28 protein-coding genes, 1 tRNA gene, 1 pseudogene and 1 riboswitch are annotated in these 26,293 nt (G+C 66.2%); of the genes and pseudogenes, 12 read left to right on the top strand and 18 right to left on the bottom strand.

All coding sequences use genetic code 11. From position 1 onward, the window contains the following. Positions 1-103: 103 nt before the first annotated feature. The 5 genes from M3I56_RS01345 to mutL all read right to left on the bottom strand — a co-directional run bounded on the left by M3I56_RS01345 (position 104) and on the right by mutL (position 7,483). The gene (locus M3I56_RS01345; RefSeq protein ID WP_254352165.1) at positions 104-1,051 is read right to left on the bottom strand and encodes a sugar-binding transcriptional regulator; all 948 of its coding nucleotides are present in this window, start codon (positions 1,049-1,051) and stop codon (positions 104-106) included. Positions 1,052-1,093: 42 nt separating this feature from the next. Next, positions 1,094-2,575: a xylulokinase gene (gene xylB / locus M3I56_RS01340; RefSeq protein WP_254352163.1), complete on the bottom strand. Its 1,482-nt coding sequence runs from the start codon at positions 2,573-2,575 to the stop codon at positions 1,094-1,096. A 123-nt stretch (positions 2,576-2,698) separates the two neighbouring features. Beyond that, positions 2,699-4,105 (bottom strand): D-arabinitol 4-dehydrogenase, encoded by a 1,407-nt coding sequence (gene dalD, locus M3I56_RS01335; RefSeq protein WP_254352162.1) that lies wholly within the window; start codon positions 4,103-4,105, stop codon positions 2,699-2,701. Between the two features lie 241 nt (positions 4,106-4,346). Continuing rightward, positions 4,347-5,327: a tRNA (adenosine(37)-N6)-dimethylallyltransferase MiaA gene (miaA, locus tag M3I56_RS01330; protein ID WP_254352160.1), complete on the bottom strand. Its 981-nt coding sequence runs from the start codon at positions 5,325-5,327 to the stop codon at positions 4,347-4,349. Next, entirely contained in the window at positions 5,324-7,483 is a 2,160-nt protein-coding gene (mutL, locus tag M3I56_RS01325; RefSeq protein WP_254352159.1) for a DNA mismatch repair endonuclease MutL, read from the bottom strand. Before mutL ends, miaA begins: the two co-directional genes overlap by 4 nt. Positions 7,484-7,705: 222 nt before the next feature. On the opposite strand from mutL, the gene M3I56_RS01320 reads away from it, so the two are divergent. Then, positions 7,706-8,392, top strand: coding sequence for a DedA family protein (locus tag M3I56_RS01320; protein WP_254352157.1), 687 nt, complete (start codon positions 7,706-7,708; stop codon positions 8,390-8,392). Positions 8,393-8,485: 93 nt separating this feature from the next. Here the strand turns inward: M3I56_RS01320 and M3I56_RS01315 are convergent, their stop codons facing one another. After that, positions 8,486-9,301 carry a mechanosensitive ion channel family protein gene (locus tag M3I56_RS01315; RefSeq protein WP_254352155.1) on the bottom strand — a complete coding sequence of 272 codons (816 nt, stop codon included), beginning with the start codon at positions 9,299-9,301 and terminating at the stop codon, positions 8,486-8,488. 273 nt (positions 9,302-9,574) lie between these two features. Here M3I56_RS01315 and M3I56_RS01310 point away from each other — a divergent pair. Beyond that, a pseudogene (locus M3I56_RS01310) lies at positions 9,575-10,195 on the top strand (ParB-like protein); the annotation flags it as partial. Between the two features lie 89 nt (positions 10,196-10,284). On the opposite strand, the gene M3I56_RS01305 reads toward M3I56_RS01310, so the two are convergent. Then, complete coding sequence (locus M3I56_RS01305; protein ID WP_254352154.1) at positions 10,285-10,665, bottom strand: hypothetical protein; 381 nt, start codon at positions 10,663-10,665, stop codon at positions 10,285-10,287. Between the two features lie 273 nt (positions 10,666-10,938). After that, positions 10,939-11,868 (bottom strand): LysR family transcriptional regulator, encoded by a 930-nt coding sequence (locus M3I56_RS01300; protein WP_254352152.1) that lies wholly within the window; start codon positions 11,866-11,868, stop codon positions 10,939-10,941. Positions 11,869-11,986: 118 nt separating this feature from the next. On the opposite strand from M3I56_RS01300, the gene M3I56_RS01295 reads away from it, so the two are divergent. The 3 genes from M3I56_RS01295 to M3I56_RS01285 all read left to right on the top strand — a co-directional run bounded on the left by M3I56_RS01295 (position 11,987) and on the right by M3I56_RS01285 (position 13,844). After that, complete coding sequence (locus M3I56_RS01295; protein WP_035513876.1) at positions 11,987-12,550, top strand: cytochrome b; 564 nt, start codon at positions 11,987-11,989, stop codon at positions 12,548-12,550. Between the two features lie 61 nt (positions 12,551-12,611). Then, positions 12,612-13,199, top strand: a complete 588-nt coding sequence (locus M3I56_RS01290) for a YceI family protein (RefSeq protein WP_254352151.1) — start codon at positions 12,612-12,614, stop codon at positions 13,197-13,199. A gap of 54 nt (positions 13,200-13,253) precedes the next feature. Then, complete coding sequence (locus tag M3I56_RS01285; RefSeq protein ID WP_254352148.1) at positions 13,254-13,844, top strand: YceI family protein; 591 nt, start codon at positions 13,254-13,256, stop codon at positions 13,842-13,844. Positions 13,845-13,948: 104 nt separating this feature from the next. On the opposite strand, the gene M3I56_RS01280 is transcribed toward M3I56_RS01285, so the two are convergent. The 10 genes from M3I56_RS01280 to ydfG all read right to left on the bottom strand — a co-directional run bounded on the left by M3I56_RS01280 (position 13,949) and on the right by ydfG (position 21,144). After that, positions 13,949-14,395, bottom strand: coding sequence for a BspC domain-containing protein (locus M3I56_RS01280; RefSeq protein WP_028205908.1), 447 nt, complete (start codon positions 14,393-14,395; stop codon positions 13,949-13,951). 161 nt (positions 14,396-14,556) lie between these two features. Further along, positions 14,557-14,632 (bottom strand) — tRNA-Lys (locus tag M3I56_RS01275). 176 nt (positions 14,633-14,808) lie between these two features. Further along, positions 14,809-15,558, bottom strand: coding sequence for a tol-pal system protein YbgF (ybgF, locus tag M3I56_RS01270; RefSeq protein ID WP_028205329.1), 750 nt, complete (start codon positions 15,556-15,558; stop codon positions 14,809-14,811). Between the two features lie 23 nt (positions 15,559-15,581). Next, the gene (gene pal, locus M3I56_RS01265) at positions 15,582-16,088 is read right to left on the bottom strand and encodes a peptidoglycan-associated lipoprotein Pal (protein ID WP_042266217.1); all 507 of its coding nucleotides are present in this window, start codon (positions 16,086-16,088) and stop codon (positions 15,582-15,584) included. Between the two features lie 18 nt (positions 16,089-16,106). After that, positions 16,107-17,399, bottom strand: a complete 1,293-nt coding sequence (tolB, locus tag M3I56_RS01260) for a Tol-Pal system beta propeller repeat protein TolB (RefSeq protein WP_254352146.1) — start codon at positions 17,397-17,399, stop codon at positions 16,107-16,109. A 137-nt stretch (positions 17,400-17,536) separates the two neighbouring features. Then, positions 17,537-18,535, bottom strand: coding sequence for a cell envelope integrity protein TolA (tolA, locus tag M3I56_RS01255; protein WP_028205326.1), 999 nt, complete (start codon positions 18,533-18,535; stop codon positions 17,537-17,539). Then, the gene (gene tolR, locus M3I56_RS01250; protein WP_035513412.1) at positions 18,532-18,978 is read right to left on the bottom strand and encodes a protein TolR; all 447 of its coding nucleotides are present in this window, start codon (positions 18,976-18,978) and stop codon (positions 18,532-18,534) included. Before tolR ends, tolA begins: the two co-directional genes overlap by 4 nt. A gap of 24 nt (positions 18,979-19,002) precedes the next feature. Continuing rightward, positions 19,003-19,680, bottom strand: coding sequence for a protein TolQ (gene tolQ / locus M3I56_RS01245; RefSeq protein WP_028205324.1), 678 nt, complete (start codon positions 19,678-19,680; stop codon positions 19,003-19,005). Between the two features lie 154 nt (positions 19,681-19,834). Next, on the bottom strand, positions 19,835-20,329 hold the full coding sequence (gene ybgC / locus M3I56_RS01240) for a tol-pal system-associated acyl-CoA thioesterase (protein WP_254352144.1): 495 nt from the start codon (positions 20,327-20,329) through the stop codon (positions 19,835-19,837). Positions 20,330-20,397: 68 nt separating this feature from the next. Further along, positions 20,398-21,144 carry a bifunctional NADP-dependent 3-hydroxy acid dehydrogenase/3-hydroxypropionate dehydrogenase YdfG gene (gene ydfG / locus M3I56_RS01235; RefSeq protein WP_254352143.1) on the bottom strand — a complete coding sequence of 249 codons (747 nt, stop codon included), beginning with the start codon at positions 21,142-21,144 and terminating at the stop codon, positions 20,398-20,400. Positions 21,145-21,341: 197 nt separating this feature from the next. Further along, positions 21,342-21,479, top strand: a riboswitch (ZMP/ZTP riboswitch). Between the two features lie 160 nt (positions 21,480-21,639). On the opposite strand from ydfG, the gene glyA reads away from it, so the two are divergent. The 7 genes from glyA to M3I56_RS01200 all read left to right on the top strand — a co-directional run bounded on the left by glyA (position 21,640) and on the right by M3I56_RS01200 (position 26,271). Next, a complete protein-coding gene (gene glyA, locus M3I56_RS01230; protein WP_254352141.1) occupies positions 21,640-22,887 on the top strand; it encodes a serine hydroxymethyltransferase in 1,248 nt (415 codons plus the stop codon). A gap of 15 nt (positions 22,888-22,902) precedes the next feature. Then, positions 22,903-23,385 (top strand): transcriptional regulator NrdR, encoded by a 483-nt coding sequence (gene nrdR, locus M3I56_RS01225; protein ID WP_028205320.1) that lies wholly within the window; start codon positions 22,903-22,905, stop codon positions 23,383-23,385. A 157-nt stretch (positions 23,386-23,542) separates the two neighbouring features. Further along, positions 23,543-24,076, top strand: coding sequence for a GspH/FimT family pseudopilin (locus M3I56_RS01220; RefSeq protein WP_035513410.1), 534 nt, complete (start codon positions 23,543-23,545; stop codon positions 24,074-24,076). After that, positions 24,073-24,501 (top strand): hypothetical protein, encoded by a 429-nt coding sequence (locus tag M3I56_RS01215; protein ID WP_254352140.1) that lies wholly within the window; start codon positions 24,073-24,075, stop codon positions 24,499-24,501. The genes M3I56_RS01220 and M3I56_RS01215 overlap by 4 nt, the downstream gene beginning before the upstream one ends. Beyond that, positions 24,498-25,286 (top strand): PilW family protein, encoded by a 789-nt coding sequence (locus tag M3I56_RS01210; RefSeq protein WP_254352138.1) that lies wholly within the window; start codon positions 24,498-24,500, stop codon positions 25,284-25,286. Before M3I56_RS01215 ends, M3I56_RS01210 begins: the two co-directional genes overlap by 4 nt. Next, positions 25,283-25,819: a hypothetical protein gene (locus M3I56_RS01205; protein ID WP_254352137.1), complete on the top strand. Its 537-nt coding sequence runs from the start codon at positions 25,283-25,285 to the stop codon at positions 25,817-25,819. The genes M3I56_RS01210 and M3I56_RS01205 overlap by 4 nt, the downstream gene beginning before the upstream one ends. A gap of 20 nt (positions 25,820-25,839) precedes the next feature. Next, positions 25,840-26,271 carry a type IV pilin protein gene (locus tag M3I56_RS01200; RefSeq protein ID WP_254352136.1) on the top strand — a complete coding sequence of 144 codons (432 nt, stop codon included), beginning with the start codon at positions 25,840-25,842 and terminating at the stop codon, positions 26,269-26,271. Positions 26,272-26,293: the final 22 nt, after the last annotated feature.

Genomic DNA, 26,293 nt, shown 5'->3' with positions numbered 1-26,293 from the left:
TTGGCTTGCTGGACGCACCGCCTCGCAGCGTGAGGCGGTGTTCTGTGTGGCGAGGTACCTGAGGTTGCCTTTGTTAGCCCGCTTCATGCGGGCGTTTTTTTGATCAGCGGTCGATCGCGGCGCGCGCACACAACTCGTCGGTGACGAGCCCGGAGAGCCAGCCGCCGTTGAGCGCCGCGATCACCGCTTCGCGCTTGCGCGCACCGCCGGCGAAGCCGATGGTCGGGCGGCGCGGCGGCGAATCGAGGTACACGCTCGTTACGCGGCGGCCGGTGGGGGAATCGACGCGCTTGCCTGCGGCGTCGATCGGCAGGCCAAGCATTTCGGCCACGGCGCCCTGGCCCATCAGCTCGCGCACTTCGTCGGAGGTGATGAAGCCGTCCTCGTGCAGCGGGCAATGCTCGCCGATGTTGCCGATGCCGACGAACGCGACATCGGCCTCGCCCGACAGCGATTCGACGATGCGATAGAGCCGGTGATTGCACCATTGCGCGCGCTCGGCCTCGTTATCCGCGATGAGCGGCGCGGGCAGCAGAAAGTGCTTGCCGCCAGTTTTCTCGGAGATATGCAGCGCGACGTCGTAGCGGTTCGACGAGCCGTCCTGGGCGATCGCGCCCACCATCGAAACCAGCCGATGCTGCGGCCGCTCCAGTTGCGCGATCTGGTCGACGGCGGCCTTGAGCGTACGGCCGCTGCTCACGGCCACCACCATCGGCCGCTCTTCGCTCAGGTAGCGCTCCATCACCTGCGCGCCTGCCACGGCGAGCTTGCGGTCGATTTCCTCCGGCGTGTCGTTGTCCACGGGCACCACTTCGCAGACCGAAAGGCCGTAGCGCTTCGAAAGCGCGTCGGCGAGCGCGAGGCAATCGGCGAGACGATGATCGACGCGCACGCGAATGAGGTTCTTCTCGACCGCGAACGCGACGAGGCGCTGCGCGACCGGGCGCGACACCTGCAGCTTCTCGGCGATTTCGTTCTGGGTGTTGCCGGCCACGTAGTAGAGCCAGGCGGCGCGGGTCGCGAGATCGAGTTTTTCGGTGGACTTGGGCACGGTGGTGGTCGGTGGATTCGGGGCCGAAGTGTACGGCACGCGTTACGCGAGGCGCTCGCGCGAGGGCTCGAAGAGCGGGCGCACGTGGCGGTACAACGCGCGGTAGGTGGTGAGCCGCTCGCGCAGCGCCGCGTGGCGCGCGGCGTCCGGCGTGTACTCGGCCACCACGGGCGGCTTGGTCAGCACGTCGCGCGCGTCGCCGCCCGCCGCGAGCCAGCCAAGGCGCGCCGCGCCGAGCGCCGCGCCCGTTTCGCCGCCGCCGTGCTGGCGCGTGGGCGTGTTGAATGCGTCCGCAACCAGTTGCGCCCAGTAGCCGCTGCGCGCGCCGCCGCCCAGCATTGACAGCGCGCCCACTTCGGTGCCGGCGGCCGCGAGCGCGTCGAGTCCGTCGGTGAGCGCGAGGGTCACGCCTTCGAGCACGGCGTAGCCGAGCAGCGCGCGGTCGGTCGCGTGCGTCATGCCGAAGAACACGCCCTGCGCATACGGGTCGTTGTGCGGCGTGCGCTCGCCCGAGAGATACGGCAGGAACAGCGGGGCTTCGGCGAGGGTTGGCGCACTGAGCTGCTCGACTTCGGCGAGCAGCGTAGGTTCGTTCGTGCCCGTGAGCTTGCAGACCCAGCGCAGGCAGCTTGCCGCCGAAAGCACGACGCTCATCTGGTGCCAGCGGTCCGGAATCGCGTGGCAGAACGCATGCACGGCGGAAGCGGGATTCGGCCGGAAGCGGTCGCCTACCACGCAAAGCACGCCCGAGGTGCCGAGCGAGACGAAGCCGTCGCCGGGCTGCGTGGCGCCGATACCGATGGCGCTCGTCGCGTTGTCGCCGCCGCCCGCCGCCACGACCACGTCCTCGCGCAGACCGAATTCGCGCGCGAGCGCGGGCAGGAGCGTACCGGAGGGCGCGCTGCCTTCGGCGAGCACAGGCATTTGCGCGCGCGTCATGTTGCAGGCGTCAAGCAGCGCGTCGGACCAGTCGCGTTTGGCCACGTCTAGCCAGAGCGTGCCCGCGGCGTCCGACGGATCGGAGACCTTGGCGCCGGTAAGTTGCAGGCGCAGATAGTCCTTCGGCAGCAGCACACAGGCCGTTTCGCGAAAGATCTGCGGCTCGTGGCGCGCGACCCACAGCAGCTTGGGCGCGGTGAAGCCCGGCATGGCGAGATTGCCCGCGATGCGATGCAACTGCGGCGCGCGCGCGGTGAGTTCGGCGCATTCGTCCACCGCGCGCATGTCGTTCCAGAGGATCGCGGGACGCAGCACGTTGTCGTGCGCGTCGAGCAGCACGGCGCCGTGCATCTGCCCGGAAAGGCCGATGCCGCGCACCTGCGCGAAATCGTGCGGATGCGCCTCGCGCAGCGCGGCGAGCGCGCGGCGCGTGCCGTCCCACCAGTCGGCGGGATTCTGCTCGGACCAGCGCGGGTGGGGGCGCGAGACGACGAAGGGCGTGCCGGCAGTGCCGATCACGCGGCCGTCGGGCGCGAGCAGCAGGACTTTCACTTCGGAGGTGCCGAGGTCGATGCCGAGATACATAGGCGCGCTGAAGTCGTGTTGAGGAGTTGCGCTACTTTAGCCGCGCGCCGGGCGCGACGCCATGCGCTCCGACCCGGAGGGCGCGCGTGGCGCGGGTGTTGCGGATCAGGCCGTGGTGTTGCTTCAAACGCTGCAGCCGCGTGAGGCCAGCCACGCGTCGACGCGCGTGAGCGCGCCGCGCACCGCGCCGCCCAGTGTCGGGTTGCCGGCGAGGCCGCCCCACAGCAGCTTGTCGCCGAGGAACGTCGAGACGGGGTCGCCGTTATCGAACAAGCGGTGCACGGCCGCTTCGTCCATCACGCCGTCCTGGTAGCGGTAGGGCAGCGTGCCCTTGTGCCAGCGTTCCAGAAAGCGCAGGAACAGCGCGGGCAGCATGGCCGTGGCGGCGGGCGTCGCGCCCCCGGCGATGCGTTGCGCGAGCGTGGGCGCGATGAAGCCGGGGATCTTCGAGTAGCCGTCGGCGGCCACGCGCTGGTTCGTGTCCTGGATGTACGGATTGCTGAAGCGTTCAAGCACGACGTCGCGATACTTCGCGAGATCGAGCGGGCTGGGCGTGAGACAGGGAATCACGTCCTCGCTCACGTACTCGCGCGCGAAGGTGCGGATGTCGGCGTCGTGGGTGCCTTCGTGGATGAAGTCGAGACCGACGAGCGTGCCCGCCCACGCAATGCAGCTATGCGTGGCGTTGAGGATGCGGATCTTCGCTTCTTCGTAGGGCATCACCGATTCGACCATCTCCGCGCCGGCACGCTCCCAGGCGGGCCGCCCCGCGCAGAAGTGATCCTCGATCACCCACTGGATGAACGCCTCGCCCATCACCGGGCAGGCGTCGTCCACACCGGTCGCCGCTTTCACGCGCTCGCGCACGTCGGGCGTGGGGCGCGGCGTGATGCGGTCGACCATGGAGTCGGGGCACGCCGTGTTCGCGTCGAACCAGTCGCGCAGATCCGTTGCGCCGCGCAGCGCGAGGAACTCGCGCATGCCCGCATGAAAGCGCTTGCCGTTGCTGCGCAGGTTGTCGCAGGTTTGCAGCGTGACGGGGCCGCCGTCGCGCGCCATGCGCGCTTCAAGGATCGCGGCGAGCGCGCCGTAAATCGTCGTGCGGCCGCCCTTGAGGTCCGCGGCGAGGTCGGGGTTCGCGGTGTCGAGGCGGTCGTGCTCGTCGAGGTAATAGCCGCCTTCGGTCACCGTGAACGCGATGATCTTGCAGTTCGAGTCGGCGCCCGCGTCGATCAGGCTCGCGAGATCGGCGGACCATGGCAGCACGCGCGTGATCGAGCGGATCGTCTCATAAGCGCGCTCGCCCTGCGGCGTGACCGTTTCGAGCGTGTAGGCGCCGTTCTGCGCGGCCAGCGCGTCCATCACGGCGTTCATGTCGGAGCGGATGTTGCCGACGGTGAGCGACCATGCGGCCTCGTCGGGCTTGCGCGTGAGGTTCACGCGATGCAGGTACCACGCCTGATGCGCCCGGTGAAACGACCCGGCGCCGATATGCAGGATCACGTTCGCATTGCTGCGTTCGGTGTTCATTCGGTGTCTCCTTACTCAAAGCGGCCGATCGACTCAAGCCTGAGCAATTGCTCTAGTGATGAACGAATGATCGTATCCAGTCGGTCGAAAGTCAAGCGGGCGAGGGCGGATTTCGGTGGCGCGCTGCGGCGGGGGAGCGCGCGCATGCGGCGCACGGACATGCACCACCTGCGGGCTGAGCGGGGATGTTGTGGCGCACAACGCGCCCGGGAGGAGAAAGCGGGGGAAAGGGGCGGCGGCCTTAGCCGCCAATCTGCGCTACCGCTGCGACGGCCTGATCGGTCGCATCCTGCGCGCAGCAATCCACGACGATACGCTCGCGCATCGCGCGCAGCCAAGTGAGCTGGCGCTTGCAGAGCTGGCGGGTGGCGAACACGCCCTTGTCGCGCATGGTGTCGTAGTCGACCTCGCCATCGAGGTATTCCCAAACCTGGCGATAACCCACGCAGCGCATGGAGGGCAGGTTGGTGTTCAGGTCGCCGCGCGCGCGCAGCGCCTTCACCTCGTCGATGAGACCGCCCGCGAGCATCGCGTCGAAGCGCGCTTCGATGCGCGCGTGCAGCACGCTGCGATCGGACGGCTCGAGCGCGACGGGCACGAAGCGGTAGCGCGCGGCTTCATCCTCGCGTGTGGACGGCGTGGCGAGCAGCACTGACATCGGCTGCCCGCTCAGCATGAAGATTTCGAGCGCGCGCTGGATGCGCTGCGAGTCGTTCGGGGCGAGGCGTGCAGCCGTGGCGGGATCGACCTGCGCGAGGCGGCCATGCATGGCGGGCCAGCCGTCGCGCGCGGCTTCGGCGTCGAGTTGCGCGCGCACAGCCGGATCGGCCGAGGGCAGGTCGTTCAGGCCTTGCGTGAGCGCCTTGTAGTAGAGCATCGTCCCGCCCACGAGCAGCGGCACGTTCCCGCGCGCGACGATCTCGCCCGTCACGCGCAGTGCGTCGGCGCGAAAGTCGGCGGCGGAATAGGCATCCAGCGGATCGACGATATCGATCAGATGATGCGCGGCGGCCGCACGCTCCGCGGCGCTCGGCTTCGCGGTGCCGATGTCCATCTCGCGATACACGAGCGCCGAATCGACGCTCACGATCTCCACCGTGCGCCCGCGCGCCGCCGACTGCGCGGCATATGCGAGCGCGGCCGCCGTCTTGCCCGAGGCCGTGGGGCCGAGCAGACAGGCAACCGGCAACGCGCCGCTTTCTTGTTTCGTGGACTGCGTCATTGACCGCGCATGAAGAGCCGATCGAGATCGGCGAGCGTGAGCTGGTACCAGGTCGGCCGGCCGTGATTGCACTGGTCGGCGCGCTCGGTGGCTTCCATCTGGCGCAGGAGCGCGTTCATTTCGTCGAGCGTGAGACGCCGGTTCGCGCGCACCGCATGATGGCAGGCGAGCGTGCCGAGCATCTCGTGCTGGCGCTCGGTGAGCACGCGCGAGCCGCCGTACGCGTGCAGATCGGCGAGCACGGCGCGCGCCAGTGCCTGGAGATCGGCGTCCTTGAGGAGCGCGGGCACCGCGCGGATCGCGATCGAGGTGGGCGAGAGCACGGCGAGATCGAAGCCCAGCGCTTCAAGCGTGGCCTTTTCTTCCTCGACGGTGCCGGTTTCGACGGGATCGGCCGTCATCGAGATCGGGATCAGCAAGGGCTGCACGGCGAGCGAGCGTTCGGCGAGAGCCTGCTTGAACTGCTCGTACAGGATGCGCTCGTGCGCGGCGTGCATGTCGACGATCACGAGGCCGCGCGCGTTCTGCGCGAGCACGTAGATGCCGTGGACCTGGCCGAGCGCGAAGCCGAGCGGGTGATCCTCGCCGGCTTCGAAGGCGGCGTGCGGCGCGCCGCCGGCGAATGCACCGGCTGCGCCGTCTTGCGCCTGCGGCACGGTCGAACCTTGCGCCGTGCCGGCGCCGACATCCTTGCGGCCGAACAACGCGTCATAAAGCGCGAGCGGCTGCGCGACAGGCAGGCTGCCTTGCGTCATGCGCGACTGGCGCAGCCAGGTGTTGCCGCTGTTCGCGCTTGCCCCGCCGCCGCCTGCCTGGCCGAATCCCGCCGCGCGCGAAGGCAGGCCACCCGCGCCGCCGCCGAAGCTGCTCGCCACGCTCGCGGTGCCGAACCTGCCGTCGGCGCCGAAGCCGCCCGCCGCGCCGGGCGCTGCACCTGCGCGCGGGTAGTCGGCCACGCCCGAAGCCAGCCCAACCGAGGCGCCCAGCACCCCGGCGCCCGGCAACGCCCGCGGCTCGATGAGCGCGGCAGCATGGCCGCCTGAGGTCGTCTCGGGCGAGGCGCCCGCGTGGCGCGCGAGCGCACGCTGCACGGCATGAAACACGAACTGGTGAATCGAGCGCGAATCGCGGAAACGCACTTCGATCTTCGACGGATGCACGTTCACGTCGACGGCTTCGGGCGGCAGGTCGAGGAACAGCACGTACGACGGATAGCGCTCGCCGTGCAGCACGTCCTCATAAGCCGAGCGCACCGCGTGCGTGAGCAGCTTGTCGCGCACGAAGCGGCCGTTCACGAAGAAGTACTGCTGGTCGGCGCGGTTGCGGCTCGCCGTAGGCAGGCCCGCACAACCGTACACGGCGAGCGGCCCGGCGCGCTCGTCGAGCGGCAGATGCGCCGTGGCGAACACTTCGCCGAGGATCTTCGAGACGCGCGTGGCCGGATCGCTCGCGTTCCAGTGCTCGACCGCGCGGCCGTTGTGCAGCACCGAGATCGCGACGTCCGGGCGCGCGAGCGCGCTGCGGCGGATCATCTCGAGGCAATGGCCTAGTTCGGTCTGCTCGCTCTTGAGGAACTTGCGGCGCGCGGGCGTGTTGAAGTACAGCTCGCGCACTTCGATCGTCGTGCCCTGGCCGCCCGCAGCCGGCGAGATCGCGCCTGTGTGCCCCTCGATCTTCACGGCGTGCGGCGCGTCGGCGCTGCGGCTCGTGATCGACATCTCGGCCACCGAGGCAATCGACGCCAGCGCTTCGCCGCGGAACCCGAGCGTCGCGACGCTCTCCAGTTCGGCGAGCGAGCGGATCTTGCTGGTGGCGTGGCGCGTGAGCGCGAGCGGGAGCTCGGCTTCGGGAATGCCGCAGCCGTCGTCGGCGATGGAGATGCGCTTCACGCCGCCCTCGTCGAGCAGGATGCGCAGCGTGCTCGCGCCCGCATCGAGCGCGTTTTCGAGCAGTTCCTTGACGACGGAGGCGGGCCGCTCGACCACTTCACCCGCGGCGATCTGGCTGATGAGCTGATCGGGCAGCGCCTGGATCGCGCGGGCGGGCTGCGCGGCGCGCGATGCGACTGCGGCGCCGGTGGCGCCTGGAGTGCCGGCAGCGTCGGCGGCGCCGGCGGAATCCGGCACGGCGCCGGTGGGTTCGGAATTCGAAGACATGCGCGCAATTATAGCGAGTCGGCGCGACCGGACCCGACGCGCTTCAGCGCCCGCGAAACCCTCATGTAGCAGCGCTTTGTGCGCAAATTCACCGAAATTGACGGGATATTTTCGTGGCGCGCGGGCACTTTCGGTATCATGGCGCGGTCAATTTGGCTTCTCGCGCAACACAGGGCGAACGCGCTTTTCGGGCGCGCGGCCCACGCTCAATAAGGGACACTTTTGGATACGCTCCTGCAGTTCGTCAATCTTGTCTTGCACATCGACAAGTTTCTCGGTGTCTTCATCCAGCAATACGGCGGCTGGGTCTACGCGGTGCTTTTCCTGATCGTGTTCTGCGAAACCGGGCTCGTGGTGCTGCCGTTTCTGCCCGGCGACTCGCTGCTCTTCATCGGCGGCGCGTTTGCCGCTACGCATGAGATGAATCTCGGCCTGCTGATCGTGCTGCTGCTCGTTGCGGCGGTCCTCGGCAATACGGTCAACTTTCTGATTGGGCGCGCCATTGGGCCGAAGGTGTTCAATACGCACATTCCCGTGCTCGAACGCTTCCTCGACCGCGCCGCGCTGCAGAAAACGCACGAATTCTACGAGCGCCACGGCGGCAAGACTATCGTGCTCGCGCGCTTCATTCCGGTCGTGCGGACGTTTGCACCGTTCGTGGCGGGCGTCTCGCAAATGCCTATGCGACGCTTTCAGTTGTTCACGATCACGGGCGCGCTGTTCTGGGTATTGCTGCTCGTGCTGCTCGGCTACTTTTTCGGCAACATTCCGTTCATTCGCCAGTACCTCAACGTGATCGTGCTCGTCGGCATCGGCGCGGCGATCGTGCCGATCCTGATCGGCGGCGTGTGGAAGATGCTACGCAAGGACTCGCGCGGCGGCGCCGTGCGCAAGCCCAACGGCGGTTGAGCGCCCGGCATCGTCAGGCCGAAACGCAATGAAAAACGGCATCGCCTGCGAAGGCGATGCCGTTTTGTTTTGGCGAGTGCGTTGAACGCCGCGCTAGGAGCCCACGCGGCGAATGATCGAGGGCGTTTCGGGCGTCGGATAGCCCGCGCCCTTGAAGGTCTCGACAATCGCGCGGTTGGTGTCGAAGTACACCTGCCAGTAGGTGTCGTTGCTGGTGTAGGGCCGCACGGCCAGTAGCGGGCCTTCGGGTGTGAACGAGAGAATCTCGACGTCGGGCGGCGGCTCCTGCGAAACGTTCGGAATTTTCGCGATGGCCGCGCGCAGGCGGCTGGCGGCGTCGACAGGATCGACGCCGTTGGCGATCTTCGCGGTCAGCTCCACGCGGCGCACGGGCGTCGCGCTGTAGTTCGAGATGGTGTCCGAGAAGATCTTGTTGTTGCCGATGATGTTGACCACGTTGTCCGGCGAGATGATGGTCGTGCCAAAGATGCCGAGTTCCTTCACGGTGCCCGTCACGCCCCCGGCCGTCACGAAGTCGCCCACCTTGAACGGCCGCAGCACCTGCATGAACACGCCCGCCGCGAAATGCGCGAGCAGGCCGCCCCACGCTGTCCCGATGGCGAGGCCGAGGCCGGCGAGAAGCGCCGCGAACGAGGTGGTCTGCACGCCGAACACCTGCAGGATCGCGAGGACCAGCAGCAGGTTCAACACGGCGGCGAGGATCGAACTGAGGTAATGCGCGAGCGTCGGATCGACGCGCTCGTTGCGCGCGAGCACCTTGCGCAGCAAACCGGCGACGAGGCTGATGGCCCAGCGTCCGATGACCCACAGGACGATCGCCGCCACGACCTTGGTCCCGAAGTCGATGCCCCGGGTCATGATGAATACGCGGATGGTTTCGAGATCCAAAATGCCCTCGCTTGTGTCGTTGGTTGAGCCTGGAAGACGTGCAACTGACATCGGCGGGAGCATGACGGGCGCCGTGGTTCGCGCCGTCTGTCCCTTAGCGCATTTATAGGCGAAGCGGCGAAAGCGTGCATCCAACGTGCCCGGCGGTCTCAGGGTTGACCCTGCGCACGGAGCGCGCGGTACGCGTTCGATTGATGCCGCATGCATGGCCGTTCGGCTGTATCGTTGCGCGATCGACCCCGACACCAATCGACACTAAACAGGAGGCCCGCCATGAACCTTCCCAACACCGATCTCCATCTCATCACCGTGAAGCTCGACGAACTGCGTCCCACGCAGATCACGGTGGGCTTTCGCGAGGTGAACGCCAAGCGCGCGCACTGGCAGGTGCTCGACAAGAAAGGCCGCGCGGCGGCCATCGACTCGCACTGGTTTCCCGCCGTGCTCGGGCCGAAGTCGCGCTACTACGTGGTCGATCATCACCACCTTGGCCGCGCGTGGCTCGAAGAATCGGTGGAGAGCGTGCGGGTGACCGTGCTCAAGGATCTCTCATGGCTCGAGCCCACCATCTTCTGGCGCATGATGGAGCACAACCAGTGGGTGCATCCGTTCGATGCCGCAGGCGAGCGCTGCGAATTCGACCAGTTGCCGAAGCAGCTGCTCGGCCTTGCCGACGATCCGTATCGCAGCCTCGCGGGCGAGTTGCGCACGTCAGGAGGCTACGCGAAGGACACGACGCCGTTCAGCGAATTCCTGTGGGCCGACTATCTGCGTCGTAAGGTATCCGAAACGCGCTTGCGCAAGGATTTCGACGCGGCGCTCGCCGACGCGCTATCGCACGCACACGATGTCGACGCGCGTTATCTGCCGGGCTGGTCGGGCGTGGTGCCTGCCGCGGCGCCAGCGCCGGCGATGATACCGGCCAAAGGGGAAACGGTGGACAAGCCTGCCAAGGGCAGGAAGGGCTGAAGCGGGCGTGCGCCTTACATCGGCAGCGTCGATTTGCTGTAGCGAGACGTCTCGATTTCCTGCGCGCCTGGCGGTCCATTGTGCGCCTTGCGGGACGCCTGCCGGCGCGCATGCCAGGCAATGAGCAGCGCCATCAGCGCCGCGAGCGCGTAGGCGAAGGCGCGCTCAGCGTAAGTCTCGCCGGGATTGTGCGCTTGCCATGCTCCACCGGCCTCGGCGAACACGAGGAAGGTGAGCGCCGTGTCGAACGCGAGCGCAGTCGCCATCAAGCCGATGAAAATATGCGCGCCATTGAGCGTGAGATCGGGCCGCGCGTAGCCAATGAGCCAGCAACCCACGCGCACGGCGAAGAGCAGGGCGAGATTCCAGAGCAGAAAGCAGATGAAGTTGACCATGATGCGAAGTGACCGGGCGCGTGACACAAAGCTCGCGCTGGGTTCGGGGCGTGCGGCTTTCGCGCATGCCCGCACTCCCGGCGAGCGGTGGCACGATCCTGGCATGGAGGTCCATCTCGATAAATGCGGGCGTACGGAGGCCGATGGCGCGAGGTCGGCGTCGGTTGCCGCGTGAGCCCGGCGTGACGCGGCTTGCGCGGGTTTGTTAAGCATTGTCAGGCGTGCGCGGGGTTGCGTTCGTACAACTCGCAGGCGCATCGCTCGTGGGTTGTTTCAGCGGGCGTCGGGCAACGGCGCTTGCGGCGGCGTGCCTTGCGTGAGGTAGTGGCAGAGCCACTCGCTGGCGGGGCCGCGCGCCGCGTCGGTGCGATGGATCAGCGAGATGTTGTAGCTCACCGAGCGCCGGTCCGCGAGCGCGACGCGCACGAGCCGCCCGGCTTCGAGATCGGCTTCCACGAGGTGCGTCGGCATCGACCCCCAGCCGAGGCCCGCGAGCAGCAGCCGGTGCTTGGCGCCGAGGTCGCCGAGCTTCCACGCGCGATTGCTGTACACGCCGAAGTTCTGGCCTTCGGTGAGGCGGCTGCGATCGGTGAGCACCAGTTGCGTGTGCTCGCGCGCATCCGAAATGCGCACCGGGTGCTCCGCCTTGGCGAGCGGATGGCAGGGGGCGGCCACGAGCACGAGTTCCACGGTGCCGATGGACTGGGCCTCGATCACGTGCGGCCAGTTGTGGTTCGGCCCGCTGATCCCCATCGCGCAGTCGCCGTCGAGCACGAGCTTGAGCACGCCGCCGAGCGCTTCCATGGTGAGATTCAGCGCGACGGTGGGAAACGTGAACGCGAACGCCTGCAGGGCTTCGACCAGGCGCTGCGAGGGAAACATCACGTCCACGGCCAGCGAAACTTCGCCCTCGAGCCCCCTCTGCAGGCCGGCCGCCTTGGCGTTAAGCTGACCCATGAGCAGATCGAGGCGGCGCGCGTCGGCGAGGATCGCGCGGCCCGCGGCCGTGAGTTCCGGCTTGCGCTTGCCGCGCTCGAACAGCGCGACGCCCAGCAGCGCCTCGAGATTGGCGATCGTATAGCTGACCACCGACTGCGCGCGGTCGAGCTGGCGCGCCGCCGCCGAGAAGCTGCCGGTTTCGGCGACGGCGATCAGCGCGCGCAGCTGCTCGAGGCTAGGGGAGCGGTCCGAGGTGCGGTCCACGAGGTACGGTCCTTTTCGATCTATCGAAAAAGTGGATGATAACCATCCATTTTAGACGATTGTTTGAATAGGTTTGGCCGGGTAAAGTGCACACCTCGAATAATGGAGTCGTATGCCGATGAACCCTAACGTCAAGCCCGCCGGCCGCTATAACGGCGTCGCCATGCTGCTGCACTGGCTGATCGCCGCGCTGATCGTCTGGGGCTTTGCGCTCGGCTGGGTCATGACCGACATTCCCGGCATCACGCCCACCAAACTGCGCTACTTCTCGTGGCACAAGTGGATTGGCGTGACCGTGCTCGCGCTCGTGCTCGTGCGCATTCTCTGGCGCCTCACGCACACCGCGCCCGCGCTGCCCGGCTCCATGCATGGCTGGGAACGGCTCGCCGCGCACCTGGGCCACACCGCGCTTTACGTGCTGATGGTCGCGATTCCGGTGACGGGCTACCTCTATAGCTCGGCGGCCGGCATCCAGGTCGTGTACCTCGGCATCTGGCCGATGCCCGTGCTGATCGGCCCCGACACCGCGCTCAAGGGCGTGCTGCGCGTCGTGCATATCTCGCTGAACTACACCTTGCTCACCGTGGTCGTGCTGCACGTGCTGGCCGTCATCAAGCACCAGTTGATCGATCGCCAGAACATCCTCGCGCGCATGCTGCCGTTCGGCACGCCGCGCGACTGACTTCGCGGCGCGCAAGCGCCGTCTCCATTTACCGATGCCCCCCACCTTGGACCGACTGCCCATGATCCAGCGTCTTGCCCATTCCGCTTCCTTCGTCGCGCTCGGCGCGGCGCTCGCCGCCGGCGCGGCTTTTGCCACGACCTTCGCCACGAACGCCAACGCCGCGGCCGAAGCCGCGAAGAATTCCGTGAGCGCCGTGTTCAAGCAGATGAACGTGCCGGTCGAAGGCCGCTTCAACCACTTCACCGCCGACGTGCGCTTCGATCCGGCGAACGTCGCGGCATCGAGCGCGAAGCTCGACGTCGAGGTGGCGAGCTTCGACCTTGGCGCGCCGGAATACAACAAGGAAGTCGCCGGCGACGAGTGGTTCGACGCCTCGCATTTCCCGCACGCGACCTTCGTCTCCACGCAGATCAAGTCCGGTGCGAACGGCGCGTTCACGGTGGCCGGCAAGCTGACCATCAAGGGCAAGACGACCGATGTCGTCGTGCCGGTGCAGTACCGCAAGGACGGCGCCAACCAGGTGTTCGACGGCACGCTGCCCATCAAGCGCCTCGCGTACGGCATCGGCTCGGGCGAGTGGAAGGACACCTCGATCGTCGCCGACGACGTGCAGATCAAGTTTCACATCGTGTCCGCCGCGCACTGACGCGCGTACGGCATCGCTTTTTCACCCTGTTTCTCCCGCACCAGGAAACGATTCATGAAGACCACGATTTTCGCCGCGGCCGTTGCCGCCTCGCTCGCAGCCTTCGTCGCCACGCCGGCGCTCGCGGCCGCCACGACCTACAACCTCGACCCGATGCACACGTATCCGAGCTTCGAAGCCGATCACTTCGGCGGCGTCTCGGTATGGCGCGGCAAGTTCACGAAGAGCGCGGGCACGGTCACGCTCGACCGCGAGGCGAAGACGGGCACGGTGGACGTGACGATCGACGCATCGTCGATCGATACCGGCAACGCGAAGCTCGACAAGCACGTGAGCTCGGCCGAATTCCTCGACACCGCGAAGTACCCGACGGCCACCTACAAGGGCACGTCGATCCGCTTCGAAGGCGACAAGCCCGTGGAAGTGATCGGCTCGTTCACGCTGCATGGCGTGACCAAGCCGCTGAACCTGAAGATCGACTCGTTCAAGTGTTTCCAGAACCCGATGCTCAAGCGTGAAGTGTGCGGCGCGGACGCGTCGGCACAATTCGACCGCGCGGACTACGGCGTGAACTGGGGCCAGTCGTATGGCTTCAAGACGGCTACGACGCTGCAGATCCAGGTCGAAGGCGTCAAGGCAGACTGAGTTTGCGCGCGGCATGGGCCGCGCGTCGCTCGATGCGAAGCCCGTGCGCTGTCTGGCGCGCGGGCTTTTTTGTTGCCGGCAGCGATAAGGACGACGAAATGTCGTCAGTGGATAGGCGACGTTGCGTGCGTGCCGCGCGGCGACAGCGCGACATCGACAACGTGCGAATGCCAGATACCGCACGTGGCCTTCACGGGAACCCAGGCGTACTTGCCGCGGACCTTGGCGAAGGCGTGCAGGTGGATCAGCGTGTCGATGGACGGGACAGGCGTAAGCGCCTCGCTTGCGGCGGGCATGGGCGTGGCGTTGACGGGCGCGGGTTGCTCGATCGTCGCCGAGAGCGCGCGCCGGTCGGGCACGAGCAGCGAATCGTAGCGCTGCGCCTTGTGCACCCACTGGTCGAGCGCGGCAACGCAATTGACGACGGCGTCCGGCACGCGAATGCGGCGCAGGTATGCGTAGTCTTCGGGTTGCGGTTGGATTTGCGCCTGAACGCGCAGACTGAGCCAGAAAAGCGCGAGCAGGGCGCAGGCAAGGGTCGTGAACTTCATGATGACGTGGCCTGTGCAGCGGGGATGGGACGGCGGGGGAGGAGGGAGTATACATGCTGGACGCATGCTCGCGCGCCGAGCCTCTCAAGTCGCTTGAGCTTGCGCCGTACGCTGCAAAGCAAAAAGCCCAGTCCGAAGACTGGGCTTTTTGTTTGATGCTTTGGTAGGCCGTACGGGATTCGAACCTGTGACCAACGGATTAAAAGTCCGCTGCTCTACCAGCTGAGCTAACGACCCAAAAGAGAAGCGGGATTATAGCGGCGCATGGCCAACGCGTCAACCTTTGCCGTCATAAAACCGATGGAAACGCCCGGGGCACGCCGTGCCCCGGGCCTTCCCTGTATGCGAGAGGCGCATTTCGCGGCATTGGCATTACACCAGCGCCACGTCACGCCAAAACCAGCCAGCAGCGCTTATTTGAGCTGTGAAAGCTTGCTCTGCGCCGTCTGTGCGACATCCGAGTTGCCGTATTGCGAAACGACCTGCTCGAGCGTGCGCTTGGCCGCAGCCTTTTGCCCCTGCTCGATCTGATTGTTCGCAATGGCCAGCAGCGCCTCGGGGGCGCGCGGATGCTGCGGGTATTTGTTGACGACGTTCTGCCACGTCGCGGTCGACCCCTTGTAGTCCTTCAGCGCATAGAGCGCGTTGCCGAGCCAGTACTGCGCGGTCGGCTGGTAAGGACTCTGCGGGAACTTCGCGATGAAGCTACGGAACGATGCCGCCGCGTTCTTGAAGTCGCCGTTGCGGAACTGCTGCGAAGCGGCGTTGAACGCGTCCATCTCACCCGGCTGAACCGTGCCTTGCATGCCGTCAACGGTCTCCTGCTGCGGCTCGAACTTCTTGAGTCGCGTGTCGAGATCCGTGTAGTAGTCCTTCTGTTGCTTCTGCAGGGTCGCCAACTGGTTCGCCATATCCTCGTTCTGTCCGCGCAACGTCGCGACCTGCTGGTTGAGCTGGTCGAGGTGGTTGGACTGGTCGAGGATCGTGCGTTGAGCGGCGGACAGCTGGCTGGACAGGCTGTCCGTTTTCGTGCGCAGGTCGAGAATCGCCTGGCGCGCCTGATCGTCATCGAAGATACCCGCGTGGGCCGGCAGCGCCGCAAAGGCGACGCCAGCCACGCAGGCGGCTGCGGCTGCGCGCAGCGGGGAGAAACGGTGCGACATACGCCCCTTCATCCAATGCTCAATTACTGTTGATACACGAGGTCAGCACGGCGGTTCTGTGCCCACGATGCTTCGTCGTGGCCCGTTGCGACCGGCTTTTCCTTACCGAGGCTGACGGCTTCCATTTGCGAATCGGGCACGCCCATCAGCGAGAGGGCGCGACGGACCGCTTCAGCACGCTTTTGACCCAGCGCCAGGTTGTATTCGCTCGTGCCGCGCTCGTCGGTGTTGCCCTGGATCAGGACGTGACGTTCCGGGTGCGTCTTGAGGTACTGTGCGTGAGCTTGCAGCAGCGACTGGTAGTCGTCCTTGACGGCGTAGCTGTCGAAATCGAAGTACACGCTGCGCTTGGCAAGCGGGCTGTTCGGGTTGTTCAGCTCATCGACGTTCACCTGGGCGACCGCGTTCGGGTTCGGCTGGGTGTTCATCGCGCCGGCGTTCGGGTTCGTTTCCTTGACACCCGACTTGCACGCTGCCAGCGCACCGATCATCAAAACGGCCAAGGCCAGGCGTACTTTCTTCGACATCATTTTTGCTCTCCTGAAGTGTTATTGCATAAAAGGACCCCAGGACGGCTCGCGTACGCTGCCGCCCTGAACGGACAGGATTTGCCGCGTACGACCGTCGGTCGATACAGCAGCCAGCACGCCACGGCCGTTCACCTGTGTGGCGTAAAGAATGTACTGACCGTTCGCCGCGAAGCTGGGCGATTCGTCATGTGTCGTGTCAGTGAGCGCCGTGGCGACACCGGACTGCAGATCTTGAATGTACAGCTTAAATCCGCCGCCCGTGCGTGAGATGTACGCCAGTTGCTTGCCGTCCGGGCTGACCTTCGGGCTCGTATTGTAGTTGCCGGTGAACGTCACACGCTGTGCCGCTCCGGTGCTTTCGCCCTGGGCCGGCATCTTGTAAATCTGAGGCTGGCCGCCGCGGTCGCTCGTGAAATAAATCCAGCGTCCGTCAGGAGAGTAGTTGGGTTCGGTGTCGATCGTCGTGCCTTGCGTGAGGCGGTGCAGGCCGGAGCCGTCGGCATTGACGGCGAAGATCTGCGTGTTGCCCGTGCGCGACAGTGCTACTGCGAGCGTGCGGCTGTCGGGAGACCAGGCCGGTGCCGAATTGTTGCCCTTCTGGTCCGAAATGATCACGCGGCGACCCGTAGGCAGGTCATGCACGTAGACGATTGGCTTCTTCTTTTCGAAAGATACGTAAGCGACCTTGGTGCCGTCGGGCGACCAGGCCGGCGAGATGATCGGCTCGGGGCTCGAGAGCGCGATGTGCGCGTCTTGTCCATCGGAGTCCGAAACCTGCAGCTGGAAGCGGCCGCCCGTCTTGATCACGTACGAAAGACGCGTGGCGAACACACCGCGATCGCCGAGCAGCTTCTGATAGATGTAGTCCGCAACCTTGTGCGCGCTCATGCGCAGGCCGCTTGCCGGGCTCGTGAGCACGAGGCCGCCGAGGCTTTCGCCCTTCACGGTGTCGTAGAGCTTGAAGCGCACTTCGTACTGGCCGTTGGCGAGCTTGTTCACGCTGCCCGCAACGAACGCATTGGCGCCCTTGGCCTTCCAGCTGCCGAGGTCGACGGAGTCGTTTTCCGAGATCGGTGCGTTGCCGGCGTCGATATTGGTGAATTTCCCGCTGCGTTGCAGGTCGGCGCGCACGATGGCCGCGACCTGCTCGGGCGAATTCGCTTCACCGGCAAAGTTAGCCGTGGCGATGGGGAACTGGGTGGAGCCCACGCCGGTGACGAGGACGTTGAGTTGTGCGTTCGCCGCTCCGCCCGCCGTGATCAGGCAGGACGCGACGAGGGTTCGCAGGCCAAGCTTCGTCATCAATGTCATGCTGTGATATTTCCTGAAAAAAGCAATTTTGTCATAACGCGCAACAGCAGACTGACCCGAAAACGTTCGAATCGTTCCTTTTTAGCCACTGTTGCGCGGCGGCTTTCCTCAACCTTTCTGCGCCTTGCGCTCGCCGGTTAACCTGCTGGGCGCAAGGTGATCTTGAAGCTCGAAGGCGTCTTGCCATCTGTGTCTTGCGGCATCGGATCCGAGCGCTGGACCGCCCGCAACGCGGCGTCGTCCCACGACGAGTTGCCGCTGCTGCGCGTGATCGCCGCCGAAAGCAGCGTGCCGGTCGGCGAGCAACGCACCGCGATCTCCGTTTCGAGACCCGACGTTTCGCCCGACCACACGATGTTCGGACGCACGCGGCGGCGCACCTTGTCGGCGTAGCCCGGCGACGTCGCGTTGCCGCCCGAGCCGCTACCCGTGCCGCTCTTTGCAAGACCGTTGCCGCTCGTGCCTTCGCCGCCGCCCATCGAGCCTTGCATCTGCGCGATGCGGGCGCGGCGTTCCGCGTCGAGCTTCTTCGTCTGGGCGTCAGCCTGCGCCTTCGCCTTGGCGGCCTTCTCGGCGTCGGCCTTCTTCTGCGCGTCGAGCTTCGCCTGCTTCTGCTGCTCTTCGTCCTGCTGCTGCTTCTTGAGCGCGTCCTGCTGCTGTTGCTGCTGCTTTTGCTTCTCTGCCGCGGCTTGCTGCTGTTCCTGCTGCTGCTTGAGCTTTTCCGCCTTCTGCTGAGCCGCGAGCTGTGCAGCCTGCTGGGCCGCGAGCTGCTGACGCTTCGCTTCGGCTTCCTGCTGGGCTTTCAGACGCTGCTGCTCGGCCAGTTGCGCCTCGCGCTGCGCTTCCTGCTGCTTACGCTTTTGCTGTTGCAGCGCAATGTCGGCTTCCTCGGTTTGCGGCGGCGGCGGGGCAGGGGCGACCGGCGCGGGCGGCGGCAGCGGCTTCGGTGTCGACAGGTCCGGCACCTCGGTCCACAGTTCCGCCTCTTCACCCGCCGGCGTGCTGTTCTGCCAGTGGATGCCGTGATAAAGGAACAGACCGAGCAGCACGTGCATCAGCACCGCGAGGGCAATAGCACGTCCCGTGCCACGCTCTCGCGGAGGCTGCAGCGGATACGAATCGTTCTTCCGGATCATTGCGATTTGACGAGCAGTCCGACACGTTTGACGCCATGCGACTTCAGGTCGGACATCACGTTCATCACCGTCTCGTATTTGACGGACTTGTCGGCGGCGATCACGACGGGCTGGTCGGGATGGCTCTGCTCGCGATCGGCGACGAAGCCGTTGAGATCGGCGCGCGTCATGGTCTGCTGCTGCGTGGCGCCGGAGTCATCCTTGTAGCGTACGCTCAGATTGCCGTCGGGGCGAATATTGACCACGACGGGCGGCACCTGCTGCTGCTGCGACGCGCCGCCGACGGTCGGCAGATTGACAATGGACGGCGCCACGAGCGGCGCGGTCACCATGAAGATCACGAGCAACACCAGCATCACGTCGATGTACGGCACGACGTTGATGTCGGCCATCGCACGGCGCGAGCGGCTGCCTCGCATGCTCGAACGGACTGAGCCTCCCATCTTCGACTCCTTGCTTCGTGAAGATTAGTGGGCCTGACGCTGCAGGATGTTCGAAAACTCTTCGATGAAGGTTTCGAAGCGGATCGCCAGACGGTCGATGTCGTGCGCGTAGCTGTTGTACGCGACCACCGCCGGAATGGCGGCGAACAGACCGATCGCGGTCGCCGTCAGCGCTTCGGCGATGCCGGGCGCGACGTTCGCGAGCGTGGCCTGCTGCACGTTCGCGAGACCGCGGAACGCGTTCATGATCCCCCAGACCGTGCCGAAAAGACCGATGTACGGGCTCACCGAGCCGACCGAAGCGAGGAACGAGAGGTTCGCCTCGAGCGCATCCATTTCGCGCTGGAAGGCGGCGCGCATTGCGCGGCGGGCGCCGTCGAGCACGAGGCTCGGATCGTTCAGGCGCTTCTCTTTCGCCTTCAGGAATTCGCGCATGCCCGACTCAAAGATACGCTCGAGCGCGCCGATCGTGTGACGGTTGTTGGCTGCGCTCTGGTAGAGCGCCTGCAGGTCGCCGCCTGACCAGAAGTCGCGTTCGAAGCGCTCTGTCTGGGACCGCGCCCGGCGGATCGCAAACCACTTGCGGAAGATAAAAGTCCAGGAAATCAGCGACATGAGCAGAAGAAGCCCCATCACCGCCTGTGCCAGTATGCTCGCATTAAGAACGAGAGAAATGATCGACAGATCTTGTGTAGTGTTCATATAGGTTCGTTGTGACGTCCCGAAAGGGGCGAGCGGCTGCAAGACAACGCGAGGCTTCCTGTAGGCGGTTGGGAAGCTTTCGCGCCGTCGCGGCCGAACCCTGCTTGGTCCTGCATTGACCGGCGCGAGTTCACTGGCGTCGTATCAACGGTAATTACTGCACTGCCGTTGACACGGCGTACAGGTCTTTCTGTGGTCCACGTTGCAAGGCTTCATGAACGGGGGCCGGAATCGGTGCGGGGCGCATGGCCGTGCTGTCGACACAGGCGACACGAATGGTGCCCGTGGCGAGCAGCGTGTTCTCGCGCCACGCTTCCTGCATGAAGTCGACCGAGGCGCGGCCCAGCTTCTCGACACGGCTCACGGTAGTGACGACGTCGTCGAGGCGCGCGGGCGAACGGTAGTCGAGCGCAGTGCTGCGCACGACGAAGAGCACGCCCGTTTCCTCGGCGAGCCGACGCTGATCGACGCCGCACGCGCGCAGCCATTCGGTGCGCGCGCGTTCGAAGAACTTCAGGTAATTCGCGTAAAACACGATGCCACCGGCGTCGGTGTCCTCGTAGTAGACGCGCACCGGCCACGTAAAGCCGCGCCCGGCCGGTGACAACACCGCGTCCGGCTTGCTGGTGGAATTTTCCATGCCGCGCATTCTACCGGAACGCGAGGCCCCTACGTCTTTCGTACGACTGACGTAAGTATTAAATTTGTAAGGTATTTTTAGCCGCGGTGGACGCTGGTGCCGGCGAATGTCTGGGCAACGGGCATCAGTTCGATCGTGTTGATGTTGACGTGCGCGGGGCGCGTGGCAATCCAGTAGATCGAGTCGGCGATGTCCTCGGCCGTGAGCGGCTGCACGTCCTTGTAGACATTGGCCGCCTTGCTGTCGTCGCCGCGAAAGCGCACGTTCGAGAACTCGGTGCCCCCGCACAGACCGGGCTCGATGTCGGTCACGCGCAGTGCCGTGCCCGCGAGGTCGGCACGCAGGTTCAGGCTGAACTGACGCACGAACGCCTTGGTCGCGCCGTAGACGTTGCCGCCCGCGTACGGCCAGCGGCCCGCCACCGAACCGAGATTGAAAATGTGGCCGCGGTTGCGCTCGACCATGCCGGGCAAAAACGCGTGAGTCACCTGCACGAGGCCCGTGCAGTTGGTGTCGATCATGGTTTCCCATTCGTCGAGGTCAGCCCTCTGTGCTGGCTCCACGCCGAGCGCGAGGCCGGCGTTGTTGACCAGCACATCGATGCCGGCGAACCCGGACGGCAGCGCGCCGGGCGCGGCTTCCACCGCCGCGCGGTCGCGCACGTCGAGCTCGAAGGGCAGGAGGGCGTCGCCGAGTTCGGCGGCGAGGGCGTCGAGGCGGTCCTTGCGGCGAGCCGTGGCGACGACGCGATGTCCGCCCTTCACGAAGGCGCGGGCGATGGCGGCGCCGAATCCTGCGGACGCGCCGGTGACGAAAACGATCATGGTGGCTCTCTGGTCGGTAGAAGGCGAGAAAAGGGGAGAGCCTACTTGCAATGCCGCATTGCGGCAAGAAAGGGACAGTACGCGCGCGGGCCGCATGGCCGGGGGCGCCGCCCGGCGCGCCACAGGCCGCGGGGCGCCCGAGCGCACTGGGGGCGGGCGGTTGCCTATTCCCTGCCGTTCCAATACACTAACGCGCTCAATCCCTGCGTGACTGGCGATAGGGTTCCGGATTGGCGGCATTGGCGGTAGCAATGCGTCCGTTATTGGGGACTCAAGGTGGAACGACCCACCGTGAAGCGCAGGGTGCCGTTTTGCCGTTCGCCTGGGCAGCCTGATTTCGCGCGCTTTCGTTAGCGCTGCGGGGGCTGTCCTGCCTCGCGTGTGCGGCACCTCCTTCCGCCACGTCAAGGCTGGCCTCTTCGCCAGCAGCGCCGCGTACCCGCTACGCGTTCCGCGCGAGACCCGGTCAACCTGAACACACTTAACGGAATCCGTATGTTTGACAGAGCCGAAAGCACCATCGCCAACGTCGATCCCGAACTCTTCAAGGCGATCGAACTCGAGAACCGCCGCCAGGAAGAGCACATCGAGCTCATCGCGTCGGAAAACTACACGTCTCCCGCGGTCATGGCCGCGCAGGGTTCGCAGCTCACCAACAAGTACGCCGAAGGCTACCCCGGTAAGCGCTATTACGGCGGCTGCGAAAACGTGGATATCGTCGAGCAGCTCGCGATCGACCGCGTGAAGCAGCTGTTCGGCGCCGAAGCCGCGAACGTTCAGCCGAACTCGGGCTCGCAGGCCAACCAGGGCGTGTTCTTCGCCGTGCTCAAGCCGGGCGACACCATCATGGGCATGAGCCTCGCCGAAGGCGGCCACCTCACGCACGGCATGGCGCTGAATATGAGCGGCAAGTGGTTCAACGTCGTGAGCTATGGCCTCGACGCCAAGGAAGACATCGACTACGAAGCGCTCGAAAAGCGCGCACACGAGACCAAGCCGAAGCTGATCATCGCCGGTGCGTCGGCATTCGCGCTGCGTATCGACTTCGAGCGCATCGCCAAGGTTGCCAAGGCGGTCGGCGCGTACTTCATGGTCGACATGGCGCACTACGCGGGCCTCATCGCCGCGGGCGTCTACCCGAACCCGGTGCCGCACGCCGACTTCGTCACCACGACTACGCACAAGAGCCTGCGCGGCCCGCGCGGCGGCGTGATCCTGATGAAGGCGGAGTTCGAGAAGCAGATCAACTCGGCCATCTTCCCGGGCATCCAGGGCGGTCCGCTCATGCACGTCATTGCCGGCAAGGCCGTGGCGTTCAAGGAAGCGCTCTCGCCGGAATTCAAGACCTACCAGCAGCACGTGGTCGACAACGCGCGCGTGCTGGCGGAGACGCTGGTCAAGCGCGGTCTGCGCATCGTTTCGGGCCGCACGGAAAGCCACGTGATGCTGGTGGACCTGCGCGCCAAGAATATCACCGGCAAGGCGGCGGAAGCCGTGCTCGGCGCCGCGCACATCACGGTCAACAAGAACGCGATCCCGAACGATCCGGAAAAGCCGTTCGTGACGAGCGGTATCCGTCTCGGTTCGCCGGCCATGACGACGCGCGGCTTTGGCGTGAAGGAAGCCGAGCAGGTGGGCAACCTGATTGCCGACGTGCTCGACAATCCGGAAGACGCCGCGACGATCGAGCGCGTGAAGGCGCAGGTCGCCGAGCTGACGAAGCGTTTCCCGGTTTACCGCTAAGCCACGCGACAACCCATGCGCTGCCCTTTTTGCCGGCACGAAGACACGCAGGTCGTCGACTCGCGTGTGTCCGAAGACGGCGCCGCGATCCGGCGCCGCCGCCGCTGCCCGGCCTGCGACAAGCGTTTCACGACGTACGAGCGGGTCGAGCTGGCGATGCCTTCGATCGTCAAGAAGGATGGCAGCCGCACGGAATTCGACCGCCGCAAGATCATGGCGAGCATGCAACTGGCGCTGCGCAAGCGCCCGGTTGCGGCCGATGCGATCGACGCGGCGGTTGCCCGTATCGAGGATCAACTGCTCGGCAGCGGCGAGCGCGAAGTGCGCAGCGAGCGCCTTGGCGAGCTCGTCATGGGCGAATTGCGCGAACTCGACAAGGTCGCGTTCGTACGGTTTGCTTCGGTGTACCGACGCTTCGAGGACGTCTCCGAATTCGAAGACGTGATCGAGGAATTCCGCCGCGCGGGTGCTGCCAACAACCCCGCGAAAAAGCGCTGAGCGCATTCGCATTTTTCTTCCCCCCTGCCAGGCCGCTGTCGTAACGCTTGCATTCTCGCGAGCCGACGTTGCGCGCACCAGCTAGCCGTTCGGCTAATTGTTTCGTTTCGCTTTCGTCCGTAGATTGATGGCAATCCGCTCGAACTAAGGATTGCTCATGAAGTCCGGATTCACGCTCATTGAGACGATGGTCGTCATCGTCCTGCTGGCGATCTGCGCAACGGTTTCCACGCCCGTTTTCACCGCATGGCGCGTGCGTGATCAGGTCGACGCGCGCGCCAACGCCATGCTCGGCACGCTCGCCTACGCACGCAACGAGGCCATACGGCGCAAGTCGCGCGTTACCGTTTGCCGCGTCGACGCCGCTCGCCATTGCCTCGAGGCCGCCAAAGCGTGTCCGTCCGGTATTGCCGACTGGTCCTGCGGCTGGGCCGTCATGATCGAGCGCGCCGGAGCCTCTATCCCGTTGCGCATCCAGCCGGCGCTCGACGCGATTTCCGTGGCGTCGGGGCTCACTGCCATCACGTTTTCGCCGCCGGCGGGGCAGACCATCGGCAGCTTGCGCAACTTCGAGATTGCCCCGCGGGCCACGTCGGCGGCACAACGCGGCGCGGGCTGGCGTCGCTGCATACGGATCGCGCAGGGGGGCCGGGCACGCATCAGCGACGGCGCATGCACGGGGGCGTCATGAGCCGGGCGAGCGTGCGCGGCGTGCGCGGGTCGACGCTGCTGGAAGTCGCCATTGCGCTGGGCGTCATGGCGATGTGCGGGCTCGGCCTGATGAGCACCCAGCTCGGGCTGGTCCGGCACGCGCAACTGGCAGCGGCGCGCGAGCGCGCGGCGTTTGCCGCTGACGCCATGGCCGAAGCGGCGCGCGCGGCAGGTGCAACGCCCGCTGCGACCAATCGATGGCAGGCGCTGACCGCGAGCATCGTGCCCGAAGGGCGGCTGACCATGTCGAGCGTGGGCGGCGACGCATCGGTCGCGTCCGTGAGTTGGACGGCGACACCGCTCGGCGCAGCGTCGGGATCGACGGCTGTTTCGTGGGTTGCGCCGTGTCTCGATGCGACGGCGCCCGCCGGGCGCGCCTGCGTCGCCCTCGCGTTTCTGCGATGAACAGTCGTTTCGCCCACGTGCGCCAGCAGGCCGGCCACACGCTGCTCGAACTAACGATTGCCGTGGCGTTGGGCCTCGTGGTGACGCTTGGCGCGCTCTCGGCTTATCGCACGCAGCGCCAGGCCTATGCGCACGCGAACGACGCCGCGCGCATCCACGAGGCCGGCATGAATGCGTTGATGCTGATCGGCGAGCAGATCCAGATGGCCGGCTTTGTTGCCGCGGACGCACGCTCGACGCTTGCCGGCCCGGCGATCTTCGGCTGCGCGGCGGGGCGCCCGATCGGTACCGATGCGGCGCTTAGCTGTGAGCCGCTGCCGAGCCGGTCGGACGGGTTGGCCGTGCGCTATCAAGGCGACGGCGTATCGACGTGGCCCGCCACAAACGGCCAGGCTACCGACTGCCTCGGGCAGGGGGTGGGCGTGGGAAGCGTGGAAATCGTGAACCGCTATTACGCCAAGGGGAGGGAGGGCACCAGCGAGAGCGAGCTTTACTGCGCGGGCTCCGGCAAGCCGCAGCCGCTTGTCGAGGGCGTCGAGCGTTTGCGCCTGCGCTACTGGACGGCGGGAGCGGCACAGGCGGTCGACGCTTCGGCGCTCGCGCGCGATCAGTGGGCGTCGGTCGTGGCGGTCGATCTGTGCGTGCTGGTGCGCGGGGCGGCCTTTGCGCGGCGCACGCGCTACGTTGATTGCGATGGTGTGCAGGCGCTCGGCGCGGACGGGCGAGCGCGGCAGGCGTTCTGGCGGCACATCGTGCTGCGTAACGTTCTGCCGGCAGCGTCATGAGAACGAGCCCGCGCGGGGAGCGTCGCACACGCGCCGCGCGTCACGGCGTGGCGCTCCCAGTCGTGCTGCTTGTTGTCGCGATGATGCTCGTGACCTCGGCGGCGTGGTTCGAGGCAGCGCTGCTCGCGCGGCGCAACGCCGATGCCGTCGCCGATCATCTGCAGTCCTTCCATGCCGCCGACGCCGCGCTCGAGTTGTGCTCGCGTGCGCTGACGAATGGCTCGCTGGCCGCGCCTGTGGCGGCCACGCAGCCCGGCGAGCCGCAAGCCTGGCGGCGGCAGGACAGCTTCGAGCGGCAAGCGGTCGCGCCCGTTGCCGCGTGGCCGGGGTCCGTGCGCTTGCCGCAATGCATCGTCGAGGCCTGGCGCATCGAGAGCCGTCCGCTGGCTCGCGCGTATCTCGTTACGGCGCGAGGGTTCGGCGCCTCGGAAAACACGCAAAGCTGGCTGCAGGACCAGGTGGTCATCGAGGACGAGGGTGACGCGACGCGTGTCGAGCATCACTGGCGTCGCGTCGTCGCGAGGCCCTTTTGACGAGGCAAACAGGAGGAAAGGTGAAGAGCAACCGGTACCGCGCGTTCACACTGCTCGAACTGGTCATTGCGCTGGCGGTGGCCGCTATCGTCGCGGCCTTCGCATTGCCGGGATGGAGCGCGCAGATCGCGCGGGGACATCGCATCGACGCCGTGGCCGCGCTCTATCGCGCAGCGCAACTCGTCGATACGCAGAGCGCGTCGATGGCGTTTTTGCCCACTGGGTTCGACCAGGCTCCGCCGACGGGAACGGCCATCTACCGCTTGCGCCTCATGCCCGCCGACGATTCCAACGGCGGCTACGCCCTCCTAGCCGATCCGGTGGAAGCGGGGCCGATGCGTGGCGATGCGTGCGGCGCCTTCGTACTCGACGCAACCGGCGCGCGCAGCAATCACGCGGCAGGCGGTGGTGCTGTCGCGGCGGCTACGCAGAGGTGCTGGAGGGACCGGTAAATGTCCTGGAGAAGTGCCGCGG

This window comes from Paraburkholderia sp. CNPSo 3281, assembly GCF_024206515.1.
Taxonomy (GTDB): Bacteria; Pseudomonadota; Gammaproteobacteria; order Burkholderiales; family Burkholderiaceae; genus Paraburkholderia; species Paraburkholderia nodosa.
The sequence above is the reverse complement of the archived record's forward strand: the minus strand, read 5'-3'. Positions and strand labels throughout refer to the sequence as shown.